The 20,421-nt window shown below is 60.8% G+C and carries 12 protein-coding genes; all 12 read left to right on the forward strand.

The window, feature by feature from the left end; translation table 11 throughout:
• The 12 genes from tssF to ASF84_RS26230 all read left to right on the forward strand — a co-directional run bounded on the left by tssF (position 1) and on the right by ASF84_RS26230 (position 20,222).
• Complete coding sequence (tssF, locus tag ASF84_RS26175) at positions 1-1,716, forward strand: type VI secretion system baseplate subunit TssF (RefSeq protein ID WP_056841819.1); 1,716 nt, start codon at positions 1-3, stop codon at positions 1,714-1,716.
• Positions 1,680-2,687 carry a type VI secretion system baseplate subunit TssG gene (gene tssG, locus ASF84_RS26180; protein ID WP_056841820.1) on the forward strand — a complete coding sequence of 336 codons (1,008 nt, stop codon included), beginning with the start codon at positions 1,680-1,682 and terminating at the stop codon, positions 2,685-2,687. Before tssF ends, tssG begins: the two co-directional genes overlap by 37 nt.
• A complete protein-coding gene (gene tssH, locus ASF84_RS26185; RefSeq protein ID WP_056841821.1) occupies positions 2,688-5,420 on the forward strand; it encodes a type VI secretion system ATPase TssH in 2,733 nt (910 codons plus the stop codon). It abuts the gene before it with no gap.
• 91 nt (positions 5,421-5,511) lie between these two features.
• Positions 5,512-8,346, forward strand: a complete 2,835-nt coding sequence (locus tag ASF84_RS26190) for a DUF2169 family type VI secretion system accessory protein (protein WP_056841822.1) — start codon at positions 5,512-5,514, stop codon at positions 8,344-8,346.
• A 30-nt stretch (positions 8,347-8,376) separates the two neighbouring features.
• On the forward strand, positions 8,377-11,523 hold the full coding sequence (locus ASF84_RS26195) for a type VI secretion system Vgr family protein (protein ID WP_056841823.1): 3,147 nt from the start codon (positions 8,377-8,379) through the stop codon (positions 11,521-11,523).
• 65 nt (positions 11,524-11,588) lie between these two features.
• The gene (locus tag ASF84_RS26200; RefSeq protein ID WP_162241279.1) at positions 11,589-12,479 is read left to right on the forward strand and encodes a pentapeptide repeat-containing protein; all 891 of its coding nucleotides are present in this window, start codon (positions 11,589-11,591) and stop codon (positions 12,477-12,479) included.
• Positions 12,480-12,490: 11 nt separating this feature from the next.
• Complete coding sequence (locus ASF84_RS26205; RefSeq protein WP_056841825.1) at positions 12,491-13,138, forward strand: DUF3540 domain-containing protein; 648 nt, start codon at positions 12,491-12,493, stop codon at positions 13,136-13,138.
• 10 nt (positions 13,139-13,148) lie between these two features.
• Complete coding sequence (locus tag ASF84_RS26210) at positions 13,149-13,556, forward strand: DUF4150 domain-containing protein (protein WP_056841826.1); 408 nt, start codon at positions 13,149-13,151, stop codon at positions 13,554-13,556.
• On the forward strand, positions 13,553-14,170 hold the full coding sequence (locus tag ASF84_RS26215) for a type VI secretion lipoprotein TssJ (RefSeq protein WP_056841827.1): 618 nt from the start codon (positions 13,553-13,555) through the stop codon (positions 14,168-14,170). Before ASF84_RS26210 ends, ASF84_RS26215 begins: the two co-directional genes overlap by 4 nt.
• Before the next feature lie 60 nt (positions 14,171-14,230).
• Positions 14,231-15,613 carry a type VI secretion system baseplate subunit TssK gene (gene tssK, locus ASF84_RS26220; RefSeq protein ID WP_056841828.1) on the forward strand — a complete coding sequence of 461 codons (1,383 nt, stop codon included), beginning with the start codon at positions 14,231-14,233 and terminating at the stop codon, positions 15,611-15,613.
• Positions 15,610-16,278 (forward strand): DotU family type IV/VI secretion system protein, encoded by a 669-nt coding sequence (locus ASF84_RS26225; RefSeq protein ID WP_056841829.1) that lies wholly within the window; start codon positions 15,610-15,612, stop codon positions 16,276-16,278. Before tssK ends, ASF84_RS26225 begins: the two co-directional genes overlap by 4 nt.
• Positions 16,278-20,222 carry a type VI secretion protein IcmF/TssM N-terminal domain-containing protein gene (locus ASF84_RS26230; RefSeq protein WP_056841830.1) on the forward strand — a complete coding sequence of 1,315 codons (3,945 nt, stop codon included), beginning with the start codon at positions 16,278-16,280 and terminating at the stop codon, positions 20,220-20,222. The genes ASF84_RS26225 and ASF84_RS26230 overlap by 1 nt, the downstream gene beginning before the upstream one ends.
• Positions 20,223-20,421: the final 199 nt, after the last annotated feature.

Consider the following 20,421-nt stretch of genomic DNA (forward strand, 5'->3'; position numbering starts at 1 on the left):
ATGCTCAACAGCCATTATCAAAGTGAACTCAATCATCTGCGACGCCTGGCCGATGAGTTTGCCCGCCGCAACCCGGCGCTGGCACCGTTATTGGGTGTGGACTCGGCCAATGATCCTGATGTCGAGCGCCTGCTCGAGGGCGTGGCCTTCCTTACCGGGATGGTTCGCCAACGGCTGGATGACGAATTTCCCGAGTTTATTCAGGAACTGGCGCAACTGCTGTATCCGCATGACCTGCAACCCTTGCCTTGCCTGACACTGTTGCAATTCCAGCCGCGCGGCGTCTTGCAGCACGTCACCACTATCGAGGCCGGGTGTGAAGTCGCCTCGATACCCGTCGATGGGCAGCGGGTGCGTTTTCGCAGTACCTCAGCGGTAAACCTTGAGCCGCTGCAACTGCTCGACACGCGCTGGGAGGGCGGTAACGGTGAGGCCCGCAGTCTGGTACTCGATTTTGCGTTTACGACCGCCGACCCGGACAGTTGGGAGGCCGACAGCCTGCGCTTCTACCTCGGCGATGGCCTGGTCGATGGCAGCAAGCTCCTGCGGTTGTTACAGCTCAATCTCAATGAGGTGCGCATCTTCGCCCCCGGCCAGCCTCTGACGGTATTGCCTGCAAAAGCCATACGCGGCCTGGGCTTCGATGCCAGCAATACATTGCTGCCGTTTCCCGACACGGCGCATCCGGCTTATCGCTGCCTGCAGGAATACTTCGCCTTGCCGGAGAAATTTCTGTTCGTGGAGCTGGCCGGGTTCAAACAGTGGCGCGCACGTGGCAATGAAGGACGTTTCAGTGTGCGCCTGATGTTTGAGCGCCTGCCGGACTGGACGCCCGAGGTATCAGCCAACAGTTTCATGATGGGCGTCACGGCTGCGATCAATCTGTTCGAGCAGCAAGCGCATCCACTGCGTATCGATCACAAGCAGGTCGATTACCGCATCCAGCCGGCCGATCATGGCCAGCGCATGAGCATGCGCATTCACTCGGTGCTCAAGGTCAGTGCCTATTCGGCCGGCATCGGCGAGCGACTGCTGCAGCCGTTCAATACTTTTTCGCAGAACGAAACCTACAACTTGCGTATCCGCTCGTCGAGCATCGACGCCCATGGGTATGACCACTATCTGAGCCTGCCTTACCGAGAAGGTGTGGTGCCGGCCGAAATGACCCTGTCCATCGACTTGCTGTGCACCAATGGCAAGTTGCCTGAAAGCTTGCGCCCAGGTGACTTGAACCAGCCCACTGACAACACCCCGCCCAGGGTGGAGTTCAAGAGCATCCGCGGCATTACACCCTGCCAGCCGCCCAGGTTCGACGACAAACTCCTGTGGCGGATGCTCTCGCGGCTTAATGCCAACCACTTTCACCTGGCCGACCGTGATTACCTGCGCGGTCTGCTGGCAACCTATCTGCCCAGCATCGGCGAAGGTGCCCAGGACGCCAATCAACGCCGCATCGATGCCATCGAAAAAGTCACGGTCACCCAGCAACGGCGCTTCATTCGTGGCTTGCCGATCGAAGGCAGTGTCGTGCGGGTCGAGTGCCGGGCCGACCACTTTCTGAGCCCAGGCAACTTTTACCTGTTTGGCTGTGTGCTTGACGAGTTTTTCGCCGGCTGTACGGCAGTCAACAGTTTCACCGCTTTCACGCTGTTCGACAGCGTCCACCATGAGACCTTGCAATGGCCAGCGAAGATCGGGCACCAACGCCTGCTGTGATCGATCCGCTGATCGATGACGGCGGTGATTTCGGTTTTTTCCAGGCGTTACGCCTGTTGCGACTGCGCTTTCCCAGCGACAAGCATTTTGCTGAAAACGTGCGGGTCAGGCCGAAGCTGGGGCTTGGCTTTGCACAGCGCGATATTGAGCGCATCGAGCAAGGTGACGACGGACGCTACCGCATCGAAGCCAACTTTTTTGGCCTGTATGGCGTCACTTCACCCCTGCCCACGTTCTACACCGAAGACTTGATCGACGAGCAATTACAGGGCCATTCGGCGGGGCGCGATTTTTTCGACATCGTGCATGCTGCGCTCTATCCACTGCTGTTCCGGGCCTGGGAAAAACACCGGCTCTGGATCGACATCACCGAGCGCCGCGACCTCAAGAGCCTGCGCCAGCTACAGGCATTCATCGGTGTGACCGATGCGCGTCCTGAACTGCGCGATCACTCTCTGGATTTGCTGCGTTATGCCGGTGTGTTCAATCAGCACCCACGCTCTGCCCTTGGCTTGCAACAACTGGTCAAGGCCGTCCTGGGCGATGTCACTGTGGAGGTGGTGCCCTGTGTCGAGACCCGCCTGCGCATTGATCGCACGGCGCGCACCTACCTGGGGGCGCAGTGCGGTGTGCTGGGCGAAGACAGCCTGCTCGGCCGAGAAGTCATGGATCGCAGTGGCACGCTGGATATTGGGCTGAGCGCGTTGGGTGCGCAGCGGTTTCACGACCTGTTGCCGGGGCAGGTGCTGTATCAAAAGCTCGAAAGACTGGTGAGGTTGTACTTGCAGACGCCGCTGCTTAGCCGGCTGGTCATGCGGCTTGCACCGGATCAACAGCAATGCGCCTCGCTCGGGCACGGTTGGCAACAGCTGGGCCTGGACACCTGGCTGGGCAGCGGGAACACACAAGACGATGTTGTATTCATGCTGACAGCCGAATACGGACCCATGCTTCAGGAGAGGACTCAATAGATGATTCAGGTAGAACTCAAACCGCTGTTCGCACGGCTGAATGTATATGGCACCAAGGCTTTGGAGAACGCGGCGGGGCTGACTCTGGCACGTACGCACTATGAAATTTCCCTGGAACACCTGTTGCGTCAGTTGCTGGACGACCCGCATGCCGATGTGACGCTCATCCTGACCCGCTTTGAAATTGACCCTGTGCGTCTGCGTGCGCTGCTCGATGACGGTCTGACGCAGCTCAAGAACGGCAATCCGGGACGCCCGGTCTTTGCCAGCCTGCTCACCGAATGGATTCAGGATGCCTGGCTGATGGCCTCGCTGGTGATGGGCACTGGTCGTATTCGCGGCGGTTCGCTGCTGCTGGCGCTGGTGTCACGGCTGGGGTACTACACGGCCGGCACCCGCTACGGCGAATGCCTCAAGCCCATCTCCATCGATGCCTTGAGTGCCGAGTTTGCGCAGGTGCTGGCCGGCTCCAGTGAGGGGCCGCTGGAGAGCCTGCAGAGCGGTCCGGCGTCTTCGACGCTGGCCAGCGCTGGCGGCCTGGCGCCGGCAGGCGAAGATAACATCGCCCGCTTTTGCGAAGACCTCACCGCCAAGGCCGCCGCAGGCCGTATCGACCCGATATTCGGGCGCGACGATGAAATCCGCCAGATGATCGATATCCTGGCCCGCCGTCGTAAAAACAACCCCATTGCCGTAGGCGAACCGGGTGTTGGCAAATCGGCGGTGGTCGAAGGCCTGGCCTTATTGATCAGCCAGGACGAAGTGCCGGACTTCCTCAAGAAGACCCGCCTGCTCAGCCTCGACCTTGGGGCACTGGAGGCGGGGGCCAGCGTCAAGGGCGAATTTGAAAACCGCCTGCGCGGCGTCATTGACGAGATCAAGGCCTCCACCACGCCTGTCATTCTGTTTATCGATGAAGCACACATGCTCATCGGTGCCGGCGGCGCGGCTGGCGGGTCCGACGCAGCCAACCTGCTCAAGCCGGCCCTGGCACGCGGCGAGTTGCGCACCATTGCCGCCACCACCTGGTCAGAATACAAAAAGTACTTTGAAAAGGACCCGGCCCTGGCGCGCCGCTTCCAGTTGGTCAAGCTCGATGAGCCGAGCGTCAAGACTGCGGTGCTGATCCTGCGTGGACTCAAGGGCCATTACGAGAAGGTCCACGGTGTCAGCGTACGCGACGACGCTGTCGTGGCCGCGGCCGAGTTGTCGGATCGCTACATCACCGGGCGCCTGTTGCCAGACAAGGCCGTGGACTTGCTGGATACCGCCAGTGCCCGCGTGCGCATCGGCCTGGGCATCAAGCCGGCCGAGCTGGAGCGTATGGAGCGGCAGTTGTCTGGCCTGGCTCGCGAGCGAGCAGCGCTTGAGCGTGACCATGCCGATGGCTTTCCGGTCGAGACCCAGCGCCTTGTCGATATTGCCGACGAACAGGCTCGCATTGACACGTGCCGCATCGCGCTGCAAACCCGCTGGATGACCGAGCGTGAAGCCGCCACCCGGGTGCTGGAAGCGCGCAAGCAACTGGCCTTGCAAGAAGAAGACTTGCCAGCCCCTGCCGAAGGCGAAGCGGCTCAGGTGCTGGCATCGCTGGAAGAACGCCAGGCGGTACTGGAGCAGGCCCGTGAAGCGTTGTCGACCCTGCAGGGCGATGAGCCGTTGGTGTTTACCGAGGTCAGCCCGGACGCCATCGCCAAGGTTGTCTCCGACTGGACCGGCGTACCGCTCGGTAAAGTCCTGCGCGACGCTGCCGGCGGCGTGCTGGCCCTGGCGGACAACATCAAGACGCGCATTCGGGGCCAGGACACGGCCGTCGAGCAGATTGCGCAAATCCTGAAAGCCGCGCAATCAGGCCTGCGCGATCCGCAACAGCCGCTGGGCGTCTTTTTGCTGGTCGGCCCTTCGGGGGTAGGCAAGACCGAAACGGCGCTGGCCGTAGCCGAGCATTTGTTCGGCGGTGAGCAGGCAATGATCTCGATCAATATGAGCGAGTATCAGGAGAAGCATACCGTCAGCCGCCTGGTAGGCTCGCCTGCCGGTTATGTCGGCTTCGGTGAAGGTGGCCTGCTGACCGAGGCGGTGCGCAAGCGTCCGTATTCGGTGGTGCTGCTCGACGAGGTGGAGAAAGCCCACCTGGATGTGGTGAATATTTTCTATCAGGTCTTCGACAAAGGCAGTTTGTCCGACGGCGAAGGGCGGCAGATCGATTTCTCTAATACCGTGGTGCTGTTGACCAGCAACCTGGCCACCGAAGAAATCCAGAATCTGTGCACCGACGGGCGTCCTGACCCGGACACGCTGGCGGAAAAGATCCGTCCCATCCTGTCACGTCATTTCAAGCCCGCACTGCTGGCGCGCATGACCATCGTGCCATTTTTCACCCTGGGCGGTGAGCAACTGGCAGGCATTGTACGCCTGAAGCTGGCCCGGCTCAGCGAGCGTCTGCTGGCCTCATCAAAAGTCCGCCTGAGCTTTGGCGACGAAGTCGCCGACGCCATCGCTGCCCGCTGCACCGAAGTGGAGAGTGGGGCGCGTAACATCGACTTCATCCTGCGCAAGAGTCTGACGCCACGCTTGTCCGATGTGCTGCTGGGTGCAATTGCCGATCAGCGTTCGCTGGCTGAGGTGCAGGTGGCAGTGGATGCAACAGGCGGCTGGGCGATCACGTGCGTTGACGCCACGGATAAAGCTCCGGCAGCCATGCCTGTTGCGCCTCTGGCCGAGTCGGTTTAAGTGATGGCCTGTCCAATGCCCGGATGGCTGTGCATACCGTTTGCGGGCGGCTTTGCATTGGCTGCAACGCCGCTCAAGCGGGTTCGCCGTCATGCTGCTTGATTACGACCATGCCAGCCTGTTGCTCGTGACCCGTGATCGTCTCAAGCAAGGCCCTTGCATGGTGGTGACCGTAGGGCTGCTTTACGATGCCGGCAACAGCATCGTTGCGCCCGACCTGGCTCAGCATTGGCTGACCGAGCGATTCGCCGGGCAACCCTTTGACCGCGGCTTGAAAAAAAGCCGCGGCACATTTGCCGTCCACGGCAGTGCCTACCCCTTGAGCGCCGCGCAACAGACCGGCATGTCCGTGCGCGTCAATGTCGGTTTTATCAACAAAACCTTGCATGTATATCCGCCCAGGGTATGGCGTAAAGGCTTGCTGGGCTGGAGCCCCTCCGTAACGGGTGCATTGACGCCGGTGCCGGTGGATTTGCAGCATGCCTATGGCAGTGCTGACAGCCCTGACAATCAATATGGCAGCGGCTACACACTCAGCCCGGATACCGCTGAAAACCTCGCCTTGCCGCAGATCGAAACCCCGCACAGTCCGTTACGGGCTCCTGGCGAAGCCGCGCCCGTCGCCAGCCTGCTACCGCTGCTGCCCCAATCCAGAGAGCGCCGGGCTTTTCTTGGCTACTGCGACGATGCGTGGGTGCGTCAGCGTGCCCCCTTCGTGCCGATCGATACCGACCCGCGCTGGTTCGATGAGGTCGCTCAGGACCAGGTACGCCCCGGCTATTGGGTTGGCAATGAAGCGTGGTCGGTTGCCGGTATGCATCCTCGGCACCCGGACATCAGCGGGCATTTGCCAGGCTTTCGCCCGCGGCTGTTTATCAAGCGTCATCTGATGCCGGATGCGCCAGTGATAAGCGAGGCGCAGGAGGCAACGCTTGAACTGGATACGGTCTGGCTGTTTCCCGACAGTGAGCGGGTGCTGCTGCTCTATCGTGCACAGGTCCCGGTCCACGACATTGACGGTCACGACCTGGCCGCCGTGGCCGTGCGTTGCGAGCGGGCAACCGAACCGTGCCAGAGCGAGCAGCAATGGCTTGCCGAGCTATGGCCGCACCGTTTGGACCCGGCAGCGGACCTGCCAGGGCTGCCCGGTGACGCTGCCCTGGCAGATGATCAGGAAGAAAAGCTGGCTCGTCTGAGCGCCGACGTCGAGGCCGATATGGCTGCGTTTCTCGCCGTACATGAAAAGAGCCTGAGCGTGACCGGCCCTGTCGATCCCGTGAAAAGCCTGCAGGCCGCACAAGCGATGGAGCAGGGGCTCAGGGCATTGCTGCCCCGGCTGCAGGCCTCCCTCACGGGGGCTTGCCAGATTCTGGCGGATGGCCAGGAGGAGCCTTTGTCTTCGGCCCTGGGCTCACTGGGCGGCATCCAGACACCCGCTGATGCCGAGGCCTACCGCGTGCAGATCGAAACCCTCGCCCGGACCCATCAGCCAGAAACCCTGCTGGCTGCAAACGAGGCGGTCCTTGATCAACAGGTGCATGAACTGGCTCGCCTGCTGGATAAAGACCCTCAGGTGTTGCGTGCCGAGATTGAAGCTGTCGCGATGCCGCCCGAGCCAGCTGCCGCGCAGATACAACTCGATACGTTGCTTGGTGATACGGATCTGGACGCGGTGCTCGTCGAGCTTGAGACAACCTTGCAGCAACAACTGGAAGAGGCGGCCGGCAGCATTGGCCTGTCTGCCCAACAGTTGATGGGTGTTGCCAAGGCCGAGGATCCAGTGGTTCGATTCACCACCTTGCTGTCTGGTCCCTTGCCGGATGAAGGCACGCTTGAGGCGCAGATCAGGGCACAACACATCGGCGAGCTGGAAGCGCTGATTGTCACGATGAAAAACCGCTCTCCCCAAGCGGTTTCAGACGGCATTGCGCCCGACTGGACACGCGAGTTGCTACAGGCCAGCCATGGCCGGCAACAGGCGCTCGACGGAGAGTTGTTCGTATCACTGGACCTGTCCGGCCTGGATTTGCGCGCAGCGGTATTAACCCACTGTCAATTTCAGCAGTGCCAGTTCCTGCGCGCGTCTCTGGACGGTGCCGACCTGTCGCACAGCCGCTTTATCGACTGCACGATCAGCGATGCCTCCTTGACCGGTGCGAACCTGGACGGCGCTATTTTCGAGCGCTGTGCAATGGACCGCATCCAGGCACCGGGTGCCGGCTTCAATGCCGTTTACGCACGGTACTGCAGCCTCGACGGCGCAGAGCTGAGTGGCGCCAAGGGGCGCCAGATGTACTGGGTCGAGTGCAGCTTCGTTGCTGCCCGCTTGCACGCCGCTGACTGGAGCGGCGCACTCTGGCTGCACAGTGATCTCAGCGGGGCTGACATGAGCGAGGCGAAACTGGGCAAGACTCGCTTTCAGACGTGCGACCTCGCAGGTGTGAAGCTTACAAGGGCAGACCTGCAAGGCGCCGCATGGTCCGCCTGCAAAGGGGCCGATATCGATCTGCGTCACGCCTGCCTGCAGCACTGGCAGCTCGATCAGGGCTGTCACCTGCCGTCAGCCTGCCTGGACGATGCCACGCTCGACGATGCCAGCCTGCAACACGCGTTCTTGCATCGCGCCAGCCTGCGTAATGCGCGTCTGCTCCGTGCGCTGGTTATCCATTGCGATTTGAGCCACTGCGATGGTTACCGCATGGATGCCCGTGACGCGGACTTTACCGGGACCGATTTCAGTCATGCCGCCTGTGTCGGCGCGAACTGGCTGGAGGCGCGCCTGCGCAAGGTCAACCTGACCGCTACGGACCTTCGTGGCAGCAATCTGCATGGCTGTATCACCGAGGGCGCGCACGGTAGCGGCGCTTTGTTTCAGCACGCCCTGCTGACCCGTTGCCGAGTGCTGGAGGACCTGTCCCGTGCATGACCACCCCCTTTTCTTCTGGAGGCATCTCTGATGGCTTATGACCCATTGTTTTCTCTGGACGCTTCCCAGGCGACGACTGATACGCCCCTGTGCCGCTTCGTCAGCACCGCCTTGCCTGAGAACAGTTTTCGGGTACTGGACTGGAAGGGAGAAGAGGCCATATCCCGGCCTTATCGCTTTGAAGTGCGACTGGTCTCGGACAATGCCGAACTGGACGACGAGGCCATGCTGGGGGCTCGCGCCACCTTGTGGATGACCGATGCCCAATCGGTGCTGCAGCCTTATCACGGCGTGATCACGGATATTGAACAGCTCGATAGCGATGCTGACGGCAACTATTTTTTCTTTCGCGTGGTGCTGGAACCGAAAATGGTGCTGCTGCGTCAGTTTCGGTTCTCCGAGATCTGGCTGGATAAAAGTCTGAAGCAGATTGTTGAAGATGTTTTGCAAGGCATCGATCTGAAAGCTGCCAGGGCCGAACAGGCTGCGGGAGGCGCTGCTGAAGAAGGCGATTTCGCTCTGACTGTCACGCACGCAGACGATGCCTTCATGACCCGCTCTTTTACCTGCCAGTTTGAAGAGACCAGTTTTGATTTTCTGTCGCGGTTGCTGGAGCACTACGGCGTCTATTACTACTTCAAACAGGGCAAGGCATACGAAACCCTGGTCATGTGCAGCGACCAGAGTTTGCAGCCGAGCCCGGTGACCCGGATCCATTACCGAGCATTGAGCGCTGAGTTACAGCCCGAGCAGGCGCTGGTTGTTGCCAGGACATTCAAGCGCAGGATGGTCAGCCTGGCCAGCAAGGTGGTGCTGCATGACTTCTCGGCCACCAATGCGCAAATGAACCAGCAGGCCATGGTCTCGGTCGCCGACATGCGTACGCCTGTCACAGACACTGCCAATGGCAGTGCACCCATGTCGAGCACCGGCTCGCCGCCGCAGCACACCAGCGCGTTCCTGGGGGACTATGAGGTACCAGGCGAGCATTTCGGCAATACCGGCGAAGGACAATGGTTGGCCGTGCGACGTGCCCAGGCGTTGCTCTGCCAAAGCCGCGAGTTCCACGGCACGGGTTGTGCGCCAGGACTCAGGGCCGGCGACCTCATGGAGCTGTTGGACCATACGCGCAAGGCACTCGACGGCAAGTACCGGGTAATCGAGGTCCGGCATGAGGGCCGCCAGCCATTGCCCTCTCTTGAACACCGTAAAACAGAGAGCACCGCGCAATGCCATACGTCGTTTGTAGCCTTGCCGGCCGATGTGCAGTACAGGGCGCTGTGCAGCACGCCCAAACCCGATATCAAGGGGGTTTTGAGTGCGCGCATCGACGGTGATGACGACAATCAACCGCTGCTTGATAGCAATGGCTGTTACAAGGTCATTTTTCCGTTTCTGCGCTCTGACAAGCCACCGCGTAATGGGTCTGCCTGGCTGCGTATGGCGTCCCTGTCCAGCGGTGCCGGGCATGGCATGCACTTTCCACTGCACAAAGGTACCGAAGTGCTGGTTTCGTTTATCGATGGCAATCCGGATCGGCCGGTGATCATCGGTACGGTTGCTAACTCGGAACACCCTAATCGGGCCACGGAAAAAAACGCGACCCAAAGTGGTTTTTCCAGCTCGGGTAAAAACTACCTGGTCATGGATGACCGTCAAACCGCGACCTTCATGACACTGGGGGCAGGGGTCAACAAGACTAATCTGACGATGGGCCAGGGCGCGATCAAGGGCGCCCATTTGACGACCCAGGAGCATATGGAGCTTTCGTCGAGCACCTATACGCACTATGTCGGCGATGTCTATCGCGTCAGCAGGGGGCAAGGTGCCGACTTTACGACCAATGACTTTCTCCAGGGCAGGCGCATTCGCGCTGACGGTTTTCAAGGATTTGCCGGCGCCCCCACGCCCACCGCCGAATCACTGTTCCGTCAGTGGGCCGTTCCTGACACGGTAGCCACGGCCACGGCAGCAAAGACCTATACCGCTGAAATCACCCGGGCCAACACCTGCAGCACGGTCAGTATTGGCGGAGCTGACAGTCAGAAACGCCACTACACCGACTACACGACGGTACTCGACTACAACAAGGGCGGCATCAAGTCCGAGGTCAATGGTGGCAATGGCTATCGGTATGACCACCACAAGAAAGAGCAGTCCAGCGCCCACCGGGTACAAACGACCAGCTATGCCATCGATGCGGTGATTGCGTCAGTCGATGCGTCCCAGTTTGGCGTGACTTGCGACATCGGCAACGTGGCAGGGATCAATTCGTTCAAGATCACGGGCAATGACCACACCATTACGCTGGACAGCAGCGGCCTGGTCATCAAGACCAAGAACAATGCGCCAATCATCCTTGACGGTAACGTGGTCGTGGGTGGCTCTCTATTGGTCAAGGACACTCTGCACATTGAAGGCGATGTGTGTGCGCGGGACAAAATAATTGCCGACATTGTGGTCAGCAACGAAGTGCATTGTGAGTCTGCCTTCTCCAATACTGGCAAGCTTGGGCTCGTTTCAATGCCTAATGCGGTGCCGCTGCAGCTCGAAAAGTTCAAGGCGGATGCCCAACTGCTGTACGCCGACAAACGAGGCTTTTTCAAGAAAAACCTCAACAGGCTGGCCGCTGCCAATAACGTCATCCTGAGCCTGGAAAACATTCTTCTGCAAAGCAAGGCCGGTGGCTTGACGAGCCCGGTCAAGTTGCCATCCGGTGTGGCAGAGACCGTCTATACCTCCCAGGCAATGATAAAAAAAGTCCTTCATACCGCCCAGTTGGTCAGGAATGTGGCCAATTTGATTAAGGCCAGGGGCGATCGAATAAAAGACAAGCTCAACGATAAAACCATCAGCAAGCCCATTATCAACAGGGTCGAAGAAAGTTTTGCAGAGTCGGCTGCAGGGATTGCGATGGCGGGCTTACAGGCAGCCGCTTCAACCGTGGCGACCACGCAGGCCGTTTTCAATGCTGCGGCTGATGTCGATATCCCGGGTGCCTCTACAGCGGCCAAGGGCCTTTCGGATACGACTCACACCGTCACTTCGGCGGTCACTTCGGCGGTCACTACCGCCGCTACCAGCACCGCCAGTTTCGTAAGCTCGGGCGGTAAGGTCGAGGTGTCGGGCGGCAACCCTGACGGTCCCAAGAGCAGCCCGCCAGAGACAAAAGCATGAGTGCCGTCTCGGTTGCACCCCTGTCAGCGGACACTTTGCGGGCGCTTGTGGCTCAGGGTATGCCCTTGCGCGATCTGGCTCTGGCCGGCGGTGATTACCGCAATATTGACTTTCAGGGGGCTCGATTCGAGCGCGTGGATGCGCGCGGTGCCTTGTTTTGCGGGGCAATCCTGAGTGCCAGCCAATGGCGCAGTTGCCAATTGAGCGGCACGGACTTTTCCGGCTGTACGTTTGACAGTGTCCTGTTGGCCGACTGCGTGCTGGCGCTGGCGAAGTTCACGGGCACCCACCTGCGTGGTGGTCGCTGGTTGCGCATTCACAGTGCCAGCGTGGATTTTGGCGGCGCCACTTTGCACGATGTGAATTTTATCGACACCGTGCTCGATGGGCTGAACCTGGAGGGCGTGCAGGTTTCGCAATGTCAGTGGCAAGGCTGCAGCTTTCGTGACTTGCAGGCCCGCGCCGTGCATTGGCAACACGCGCGCATGACCCAATGCCAATTTGACCATCCGGATTTTGCCCAGGCCACGCTGGATCAATGCGCCTTCGATGAATCGACCTTCGTGGCGGGCGTTTTCGACGCGGCCGATACCATGGCGACATCATTCTACCGCTGTCAGGGCCAGGGCATGAGCTTCGTCCAGGCGCAGCTCGCTCAGGCCCTGTTCACCCACGCGCAGTTCCCGTCGGCCGACTTCACCGGTGCCAGCCTGGACCGAGCCAATCTCAACAGTGCAGACCTGACCGGCAGCCTCTTTAACGGGGCCTCGCTGCAATACGCTCAATGCCAGGCGCTCAAGGCCAGCCGGGCCTCATTCGTTGCCGTCAACCTCAACGGCACAGACTTTCATGCCGCTGAACTCAATGACTGCGACTGGCGCAGTACTGATCGCGAATCCATCCGTCCCCAAGACAGCGAACGCCTGGCGGCGCAACGCTGGCAACCCACTTTTTAGGTGCTCGCCTCATGCAAGAAGCCCTGCAGTTTTCTGATCAGCCCGCCACCGTGCGGCATGCGCGCATCAACGCGGTCGACGGCGAGCGCTTCGGTGTGGTCAGCGCCACCGGCCATCGATATTGGCTCAAGCCGGCCCTGGGCTGTCTGCTGCAACCGGCGGTAGGCGATTGTGTGCTGATTACCCTGTCGGGAGACCAAGGCTACATTCTGGCGGTGCTGGAGCGCAGCCATGCACAGGATTGCGAATTGCGCCTGCCCGGTGATGTGTCTCTCAACCTGCCCCAGGGTGCCCTCACGATCAAGGCGCGTGATGGTCTGGCGCTGGAGTCTGGCGCGGCTTTGTCGATTGCCGCCCAAAGCAGTTCGGTGCAACTGGGGCAGACCGACGTTCATGTCGAGCGCTTGAGCCTGGCCGGCGTGCGCTGCGACAGCCACTGGCAGACGGTCAACGAACATGCCGAGCGGCTTAGTCAGCACGTCTCCCTGCACAACGTGCAATACGACGACAGCCGCCGACATGTCAAAGGGCATGAAGAGGTACGCGCCGGCTCGCTGCGCCAGCGAATCGAAGGGGACTGGAGCGTGCGCGGTGAAACCCTGGACCTGTTCGCCGATATCGCCGTTGCCATCGATGCCCAACGCATCAAGCTGGGATAAGGAAATCACCATGTACATGCTCAACAACGGCGGTGCCATCGCCACGGCTTCACAGCCCGATATGTGCAAGACACCCACACCGGCAGGTCCGGTGCCCATGCCTTATCCCAACATTGCCAATACCCGCATGGCCGATCCGGGCGGGCTGGTGAACGATGTGTTGATCGCCGGTCTGCCGGCCATGAATCAGATGAGCAAGGTCACCCTGAGCAGTGGCGATGAAGCCGGCGCTCAAGGCGGCCTGGTCAGTAGCAAGGTCATGGGCGAAATGACGTTTACCGATGGCAGCACCAAGGTCACGGTAGGCGGTAAACCGGCGGTCCGGGTGACGACGCAAACCCTGCAGAACGGCGCACCCGGTAACACGATCGGTGTGGTGTCGGCAGGCAGCCAGACGTGCGTAATGGTGATGTCATGAGCTGGGCCAAGGCATCGCTACTGCTGGTGTTCATGCTGCTGGGAGCGTGCAGCACACAAGACCTCACCCCCGAGCAAAAGGCGCTCAGCGAGCTCAAGTGGGAGTACACCGAGAACGCCATCGAGCTGAGCTTCAGCGCCGATAAAGACCTCAATCAGTACGACGGACAGGCCCATAACCTGATGGTGGTGGTGACCCAGTTCGATCAGGCCAGTGCATTTACGGGCTACACCGGCAGTGACCAGCAACTGAGCAGCCTGTTGCTGATGAACAGCGCACCGACCGGGATGATCGGTTTGACCCGAGTGTTCATTGAGCCTGGACAAAGCAAGCAGTTGAGCCTGCCACGGCTTGAAGGCGCCCGGATGATCGGTATCGCTGCCGGCTACGCCCATCTGGATCCGGCGCGCAGTGCCAGGCTTTATCAGATCGGTGTCGATGTGACCTCCAGTGGCTGGTTCAACAAGGTCTGGACCGCCAGGCCGCGTCCCATTGCCATCGACTTGCTGGCCGGACCCGATGCATTGCTGCGCGGCAAGGAAAGTCGGCTTGCGTTACCCAGGCCGGTACAACCGCGCGAGGGTGAGGTGCGCCTGCCCGGCGCGCGGGACTGATCCTTTTATCTTGACCGTTATCGCCATTCCCTTTTCCTTTTTTGCCTGAACGCGAGCCCTATGAATATCGATCAGTTGTTGTATTGGCACCAGGGCTTGTTTCTCCAGCCTCAGCATTTTCAGCAAAATGATGCGCGTATCGAATACCGGCTGGCGCGTACCACCGAACTGAACCATCCCTACTCGTGGGGCCTGATCTCGCTGAAAATCAACGAGCCTGCGCTGGTTGCCAGGCAGTGCCTGCTGGATCAATTGTCGGTGCGTTTCCCCGAGGGCACCCTGGCCGAATACCCCGGTAATGCCATGCTGGAGTCCCGTGTGCTGGACCCTGGCCAGTTCAGTGGCGGCCGCACCCTGTTCGTCGGGCTTCGTCGCCTGCTGCCAGGCGATGCCAATGCCCAGGTCTTTGAGACCCTGGCCGACGGCGCCCGGGCCGAGGCCCGTTTTGTCGTGGCCGCCGACCCCGAGGTGATTCGCGACCGTCTTGGTAACTCCCCGGAGGCCCGGGTGCGCTCGATGTCTTACGTTCTGCGATTGTTTTGGGAAGATGAACTGGAGCACCTGAGCGCCTATGAACTGATGCCGATTGCGCGCCTTGATCTGGATGGTGACCGTGTGCGGCCGGTTCAACGCTACGTGCCGCCGTCGGTCAACCTCGCCGCGTCACCGATGCTGGTGCAGACCTTGCGCGAAGTGCGTGACGAACTGGTGGGGCGTGCCCGTCAATTGTCGGTGTACAAGCCGTCGGGAGAGTCGCGGCGCGGCGACATCGACGCCGCTCAGGTCAACCATATGATGGCCTTGGCAGTGCTTAATCGTTACGTGCCCTTGTTGACCCACCTGCTGGAAACGCCGCAAGTGTCGCCATGGCTGCTTTACGGCACGCTGCGTCAACTGGTCGGTGAGCTGAGCCTGTTTTCCGATGTCTGCGACATGCTGGGTGAAACCCCGGATGGACGCCAACTGGTGCCGCCTTACAAGCACGAAGAGGCGGGCGCCACCAGCATCGCCCTGGTGGCCCTGATCGGTCAGCAGCTCAATGAAATCAGTATCGGCTCGGAGTTGCTGGTGCGCCTGTCTGTAACCGAAGGGCTCCACCAGGCCGAGTTGCCGCCAGCCTTTTTCGGGCCTCGGCATCGTTATTTTCTGGTGGCGCGCAGTGCGGTCGACCCGGTCTGGCTGGCGCAAAGCCTGCCCATGGACGGCAAGCTGGGCGCCCTCAGTGCCATGGAAGCACTGGTCAATCGCGCGCTGCCAGGTGTCGAGCTCATTTATCTGCAGGTGCCACCACCGGGCCTGCCGCGCGTAGCGGGAGCGCTGTATTTCCGTCTGGAAACGCTCAGCGATGGCTGGGAGGCTCTGCAGCATGAGCGGCAGGCGGCTTTTTTCCTGCCTCAGCCGCCGGCTGATCTGATTATTGATCTGGTAGTGGTGCGTACATGATGACTCTTCGCCTGGCGGACTGCTGGATGCCAATCTTCGCTGCAGCCAGAGAGGGTATTGTCGACCCTGCGCAGGCTTGGGAAACCCTCTCGCCGTCATTGATAGAGCAGCTTGATGCGGCTGCCAATCGCGCCCGCGAACTGGGCTTTGTCGAAGCTGAAGTGCGTGAAGCGTTGTTCGCGGTGGTGGCCTGGATCGATGAAATGGCCATGTCACAAGAGTGGCCAGGCTCGGCGAGCTGGCGCCGGGCACCGTTGCAGCGCCACTATTTTTCGACCAGTCGTGCCGGCGTCGAATTCTTTCAGCGGCTAGAAGCCCTGCCCGAAGCGGCCGTGGGTGCCCGCGAAGTCTTCGGTCTGGCCTTGCTGAGCGGTTTTGAGGGGCGCTACACCGGCCGTCCCAAGGGCGAGCTGGACCACTATCGCCGCTTGTGCCTGGAGCGCATCATCCTCGATAACAAAATGGTACCGCTGGATATCGCCAGCCGTTTGTTCGAGCAGCCTCAGGAGCGCCCATCCAGGCGTGTGCGCATGGTTCGGCGTGGCCTGCCGGGTATTTCCCTGGCGCTGTTGGTCGGCGTTCCCCTGGTTATTCTTTCGGCCATGTACATCGGCCTGGATATCTCCCTGGCGCGACAAGTCAGCGCCATTCTGGAGGTACGCTGATGTTAAGGAAAACAGGGATTTTTCTGCTTTGGGTGCTGGCCCTGGCGATCCTGACACTGGGTACGTGGGGGCTGTCGCTCTATAAGGACTGGCCGTTGTGGTATGTGCCGCTCATCATTATCGGTCTTGTGGCCGTGGTGCTGGCTGTGCGCTGGGTCGCACGCCGCTGGTATGCCTGGCGCCTGCGCGTGCGCATGCAAAGCGAGTTGCCACAGCGTCGTCGTGACGAGGCCGTCAATCTGGATCAGGACTGGAAAGCCGGGGTCGCGCTGTTGCGCGGTTCACGGCTGGGTCGCATGGGCGCGCCGCTGTATGCCTTGCCCTGGTTTCTGATGCTGGGTGAGAGCGGCAGCGGCAAAAGCAGCCTGTTGCACCACAGTGGACTGACGTCGGCATTAGGCCCCAATCCGCACGACAAGCAGCAGGCCCCCACCGGCACCCTGGACTGGTGGTTTCTTGAGAGAAGCGTGGTGCTGGACCCGGCCGGTCGCCTGGCGCAAGGCAATAGCGATACGGGACCCGAGTGGCGGCGCTTGTTGTACTGGCTGCTCCGGTCGCGGCGTCGCGAGCCGCTCAATGGCCTGATTCTGGTGATTGACAGCGCGCACCTGCTGGGTGATTCCGATGAGCGCCTGGCTGAACGAGGTCAGGATTTACGCCGTCGCCTTGATGATCTGGTCAAGGTATTCGGTGCCCGGGTGGCGGTGTACTTCGTCCTCACCGGTGCCCAGGTTGTGCCGGGCTTCAGGCCATGGAGTCTGGCGTTGACCCCGGCCCAGCGCGAGCAGCCGTTTGGCTTGCTGAGCCGCCAGCGCGATGGCACGGCGATGACCTTTCTCGACGAAATGTTCAGCGGCATTAACCGGCGTTTGTTCGATTTGCGTATCGAACTTGGGGTGCGCGGTGTGCCTGACGCCGAGGCCTTCAGCCTGCCGGAGCGTATTGGCGCGTTGCGCCCACGCCTTGAAAAGTTGCTGGTACCGGCCTTTTCTGCCAACCCTTACAGCGAGCCGCCCTTACTGTGCGGCCTGTTCCTTACCGCTCAGGATCAGACAAGTGAAGCCCGCGATGAAGGCTGGTTCAGCCATGACTTGCTGGACCATGTGTTGCCGTCGCAACGCGATGCGTATCGTCCAATCGACAGCTGGCGGCGCTGGCGCAGGCTGTTGGTGCATACGGCCGTCATTACCTGGCTGGCGCTGTGCCTGGGGTTCGGGGCATTGATGATTTATGCCGACCGGCATACCCAGGCAGTATTGACCGAAGCGCTTAACGACCCGCCTGCGCCAGCCGACTTTGCCGGGGGGCTGGAAACCGATCTTGATGCCCTGCGCCGTTTCCGCCAGGCCTTGCTCAACCTCTCCCAGGATCAACAGGATGGCTGGCAAGGGCTGTTGCCGTTTTCGCGGAACATCGATGAGCTGGTGCAGCAATATCGCCTTGATTACGTCAGGTTGTTTGACAGCCAGATACGCACCCCGGTGTTCGACGGCTTCATCTCGCAAAATCTCAACAAGGCGCTCAACAGCGGTGACCCACGCCTGATTGCGGCTTACGCAGAATTTCTGGTACGCCGGATCAACCTGCTGGATGCGCGCCTGAATGACCAATCGATGGGCAGCCTGCCTCTGCCGGGCAGCGAACTGGCCGTTCTGAACCAGATCTACGGTTCCAGAGAAACGATCAGTGCTGGCCAGATGGCAACGGTTGGCGCCAGCTATCGCTCCTATCTGGAATGGGACACCGACATCTCCCGGATGCAAAGCCAGCGCGCCGGCTTGCTGTCGCAACTGGACAGTATGGGACTGGAAAATCGTCCTTTGGGGTGGCTGACGGCGTGGGCGGATCAACAGGGTAACCTGCCGCCGATTCTACTCAGCGAATACTGGAGCGATACGGACAATCCCGGCCTGAGTCTGTCCGGTGCCTACACCGCGCAAGGTCACAGCGCGATTCTGGGGTTTATTGATGAGCTGGGTCGCGCCAGCCGCGACCAGACATTATGGAAGGCCCAGCGCGTGAAGTTTCTGGAGCAGTATCAGAGCGACACTCAGGACGCCTGGTACCGGTTTATCCAGGGCAGCTTGCTCAGCGCGCAGACGCGATTGAAAACCCGCAGTGACTGGGAGCAGACGCTCAGTGTCGTAGGCACTGCCAACGACCCTTTCCTGCGGTTGTTGCACCGCAGTGCCAGTCGTTTCGAGCTGATTCCGGTCGAGCATCGCGTCCCTTGGACAAGTCGTGCGGTGGCCATGGACCGTTTGCTCAAGCTGGCGGCCAACAATGACCTGCACACCGAGTCGGGTGCACTGGCCAATATCAAGGTGACCAACGCACTGGGCGGTGATGTCCTTAAAGGTGTGGTCAACGGCGGGTCGATTGAAAGTGGCGTCAATGACCTGCGCAGTGAACTCACTCAGGCGCGGGCGTTGGCCAGGTTCCAGCAGTTGATGGCCGGGGTGGTGGGCGAACTGCAGAAAAACGACGCGCAAGCGTTCCAGGTGGCTCTGGACACCTGGGGGTTTGGAGCCGATCCTGCGGTCAAGGCGGCGCCACTCTGGGAGGCCGACGCCATCCGTACCGCGTTGATCAAGGCCCTCAAGGGGGTTGACCCGCGTGAAGATGTGGTCTGGGCGCTGGCCACCGGACAACTGGATTTTTCTTCGCATTATGTCGCTGAAGTGGCTGCCTGCCGCTTGCAAAGCGATTGGAGCGGGCAACTGCTCAGTTCCATTCAAGGGGTGCGCGACCCGGTCATGCTCAACGAGTTGTTATACGGTGAGCGCGGCCAGTTGCCGGCCTTCATGAGTGGGCCGGTCAAGACCTTCGTGCAGCGCGATGTGCAGCGTTATAGCGGTCGCGAGTCATTGGGCGTCCATATTCCCCTGACTGGTGCGTTCTACGCCTACGTCAGCCGCATGCAGCACGCTCAGAACGATCTGGTCAGTGCCCAGCGTCAAAGCCAGACCCGCCAGGCCACCGAGCAACAAAGCAGGCAGACACTGGAAGCCGAACAGAAAACCCTCCTGGCACAACGAGCCGACCTCAAGCAAAGCATTACTGCGCTGCAGACCACCGCTGCGGTGGTGGAATTATCCGCCACTCCACCGCAGGTCAATATCAGTGCTCGCTCCCTGCCGCGGCAGACACGCCTGACGCTGCAGTGCAGTGGCCGCTCGACGGTGCTGGATAACTTCAACTTCCCCACTAGCGCCAGTTTCGTCTGGGCGCCAGGGGCGTGTACGGATGTCTCGCTGGACATCGACTTCGCCAACTTCAAACTGACCCGGCACTGGACCGGCGACCGTGCTTTCGTCGATTTCCTGAGAGTGTTCAGCGGTGGCCAACACACTTTCACGGCGGCCGACTTTCCGAGCCAGCGCAATGTGATGGGTAGCGAAGGCCTGACCGGCATCCAGCTGACCTATCGTCAGGAGGGTGAGCAGGTGCTGCTGGCTCAATATGCCCAGGCCGATGAGTTGCAGTTGCAGGCCAATCTCCTCGATGAGCGCCTCAAGGCCATTGCCGAACAACTGATGGCAATGGATGCCCAGGTGGCGGCCATGAATGTCAGCCTTGCCGCACTGGGATCACCGGCCCAGCAAGGTGTTGCCAGTATCCAGCCCCCCACTCAGATTGCCTGGTGCTGGACGCCCCGTCCGGTGGATACCGGGCTGGCCGCCGGTCAAGGGCTGCGCCTGGACCTGGGTCTCTACGACGACGAAACGCGCCTGAGAAACCTGGAAGCGCAATTGCGCACCTTGGGACTGGCGACCCAGCGTGAAGTCGCGCAAACGGCAACCGGCAACAAGGCGCAACGTTTGCTGGTGGTGTCCTTGCGTGACGATGCCGCCGCGCAGCGGGCAATAGGCGATATTGCGCGCAAAATGGGCGTGGTCTCGACGCTTGATGGCGCCGCTTCCGGCAAAGCCGATGCACGATGAGCGGCCGGAGACGCTTTCTGGCTCTGCGCATTACCTGCGTGCTGGCGCTGGGGTTGGCCTTGAACGGGGGGTGACCGGCGGGCTCAGCGCCTGGCGCATCTTCGTGCAATTGCAACGCGAGGCGTGGGTGCCTTGCCGGCTTGGCTGCCGGGGGAGAATGCATAAGGTTTATGCGCCGTAGCCGTCCCCGGCTCAAACT

Origin of the sequence: Pseudomonas sp. Leaf127, from assembly GCF_001423155.1 — a bacterium.
Taxonomy (GTDB): Bacteria; Pseudomonadota; Gammaproteobacteria; order Pseudomonadales; family Pseudomonadaceae; genus Aquipseudomonas; species Aquipseudomonas ovata.

Excerpts from the sequence above, each read along its gene's own strand:
- tssF (WP_056841819.1), top strand. The coding sequence starts at position 1 with ATGCTCAACAGCCATTATCAAAGTGAACTCAATCATCTGCGACGCCTG.
- tssG (WP_056841820.1), top strand. The coding sequence starts at position 1,680 with ATGGCCAGCGAAGATCGGGCACCAACGCCTGCTGTGATCGATCCGCTG.
- tssH (WP_056841821.1), top strand. The coding sequence starts at position 2,688 with ATGATTCAGGTAGAACTCAAACCGCTGTTCGCACGGCTGAATGTATAT.
- ASF84_RS26190 (WP_056841822.1), top strand. The coding sequence starts at position 5,512 with ATGCTGCTTGATTACGACCATGCCAGCCTGTTGCTCGTGACCCGTGAT.
- ASF84_RS26195 (WP_056841823.1), top strand. The coding sequence starts at position 8,377 with ATGGCTTATGACCCATTGTTTTCTCTGGACGCTTCCCAGGCGACGACT.
- ASF84_RS26205 (WP_056841825.1), top strand. The coding sequence starts at position 12,491 with ATGCAAGAAGCCCTGCAGTTTTCTGATCAGCCCGCCACCGTGCGGCAT.
- ASF84_RS26210 (WP_056841826.1), top strand. The coding sequence starts at position 13,149 with ATGTACATGCTCAACAACGGCGGTGCCATCGCCACGGCTTCACAGCCC.
- ASF84_RS26215 (WP_056841827.1), top strand. The coding sequence starts at position 13,553 with ATGAGCTGGGCCAAGGCATCGCTACTGCTGGTGTTCATGCTGCTGGGA.
- tssK (WP_056841828.1), top strand. The coding sequence starts at position 14,231 with ATGAATATCGATCAGTTGTTGTATTGGCACCAGGGCTTGTTTCTCCAG.
- ASF84_RS26225 (WP_056841829.1), top strand. The coding sequence starts at position 15,610 with ATGATGACTCTTCGCCTGGCGGACTGCTGGATGCCAATCTTCGCTGCA.
- ASF84_RS26230 (WP_056841830.1), top strand. The coding sequence starts at position 16,278 with ATGTTAAGGAAAACAGGGATTTTTCTGCTTTGGGTGCTGGCCCTGGCG.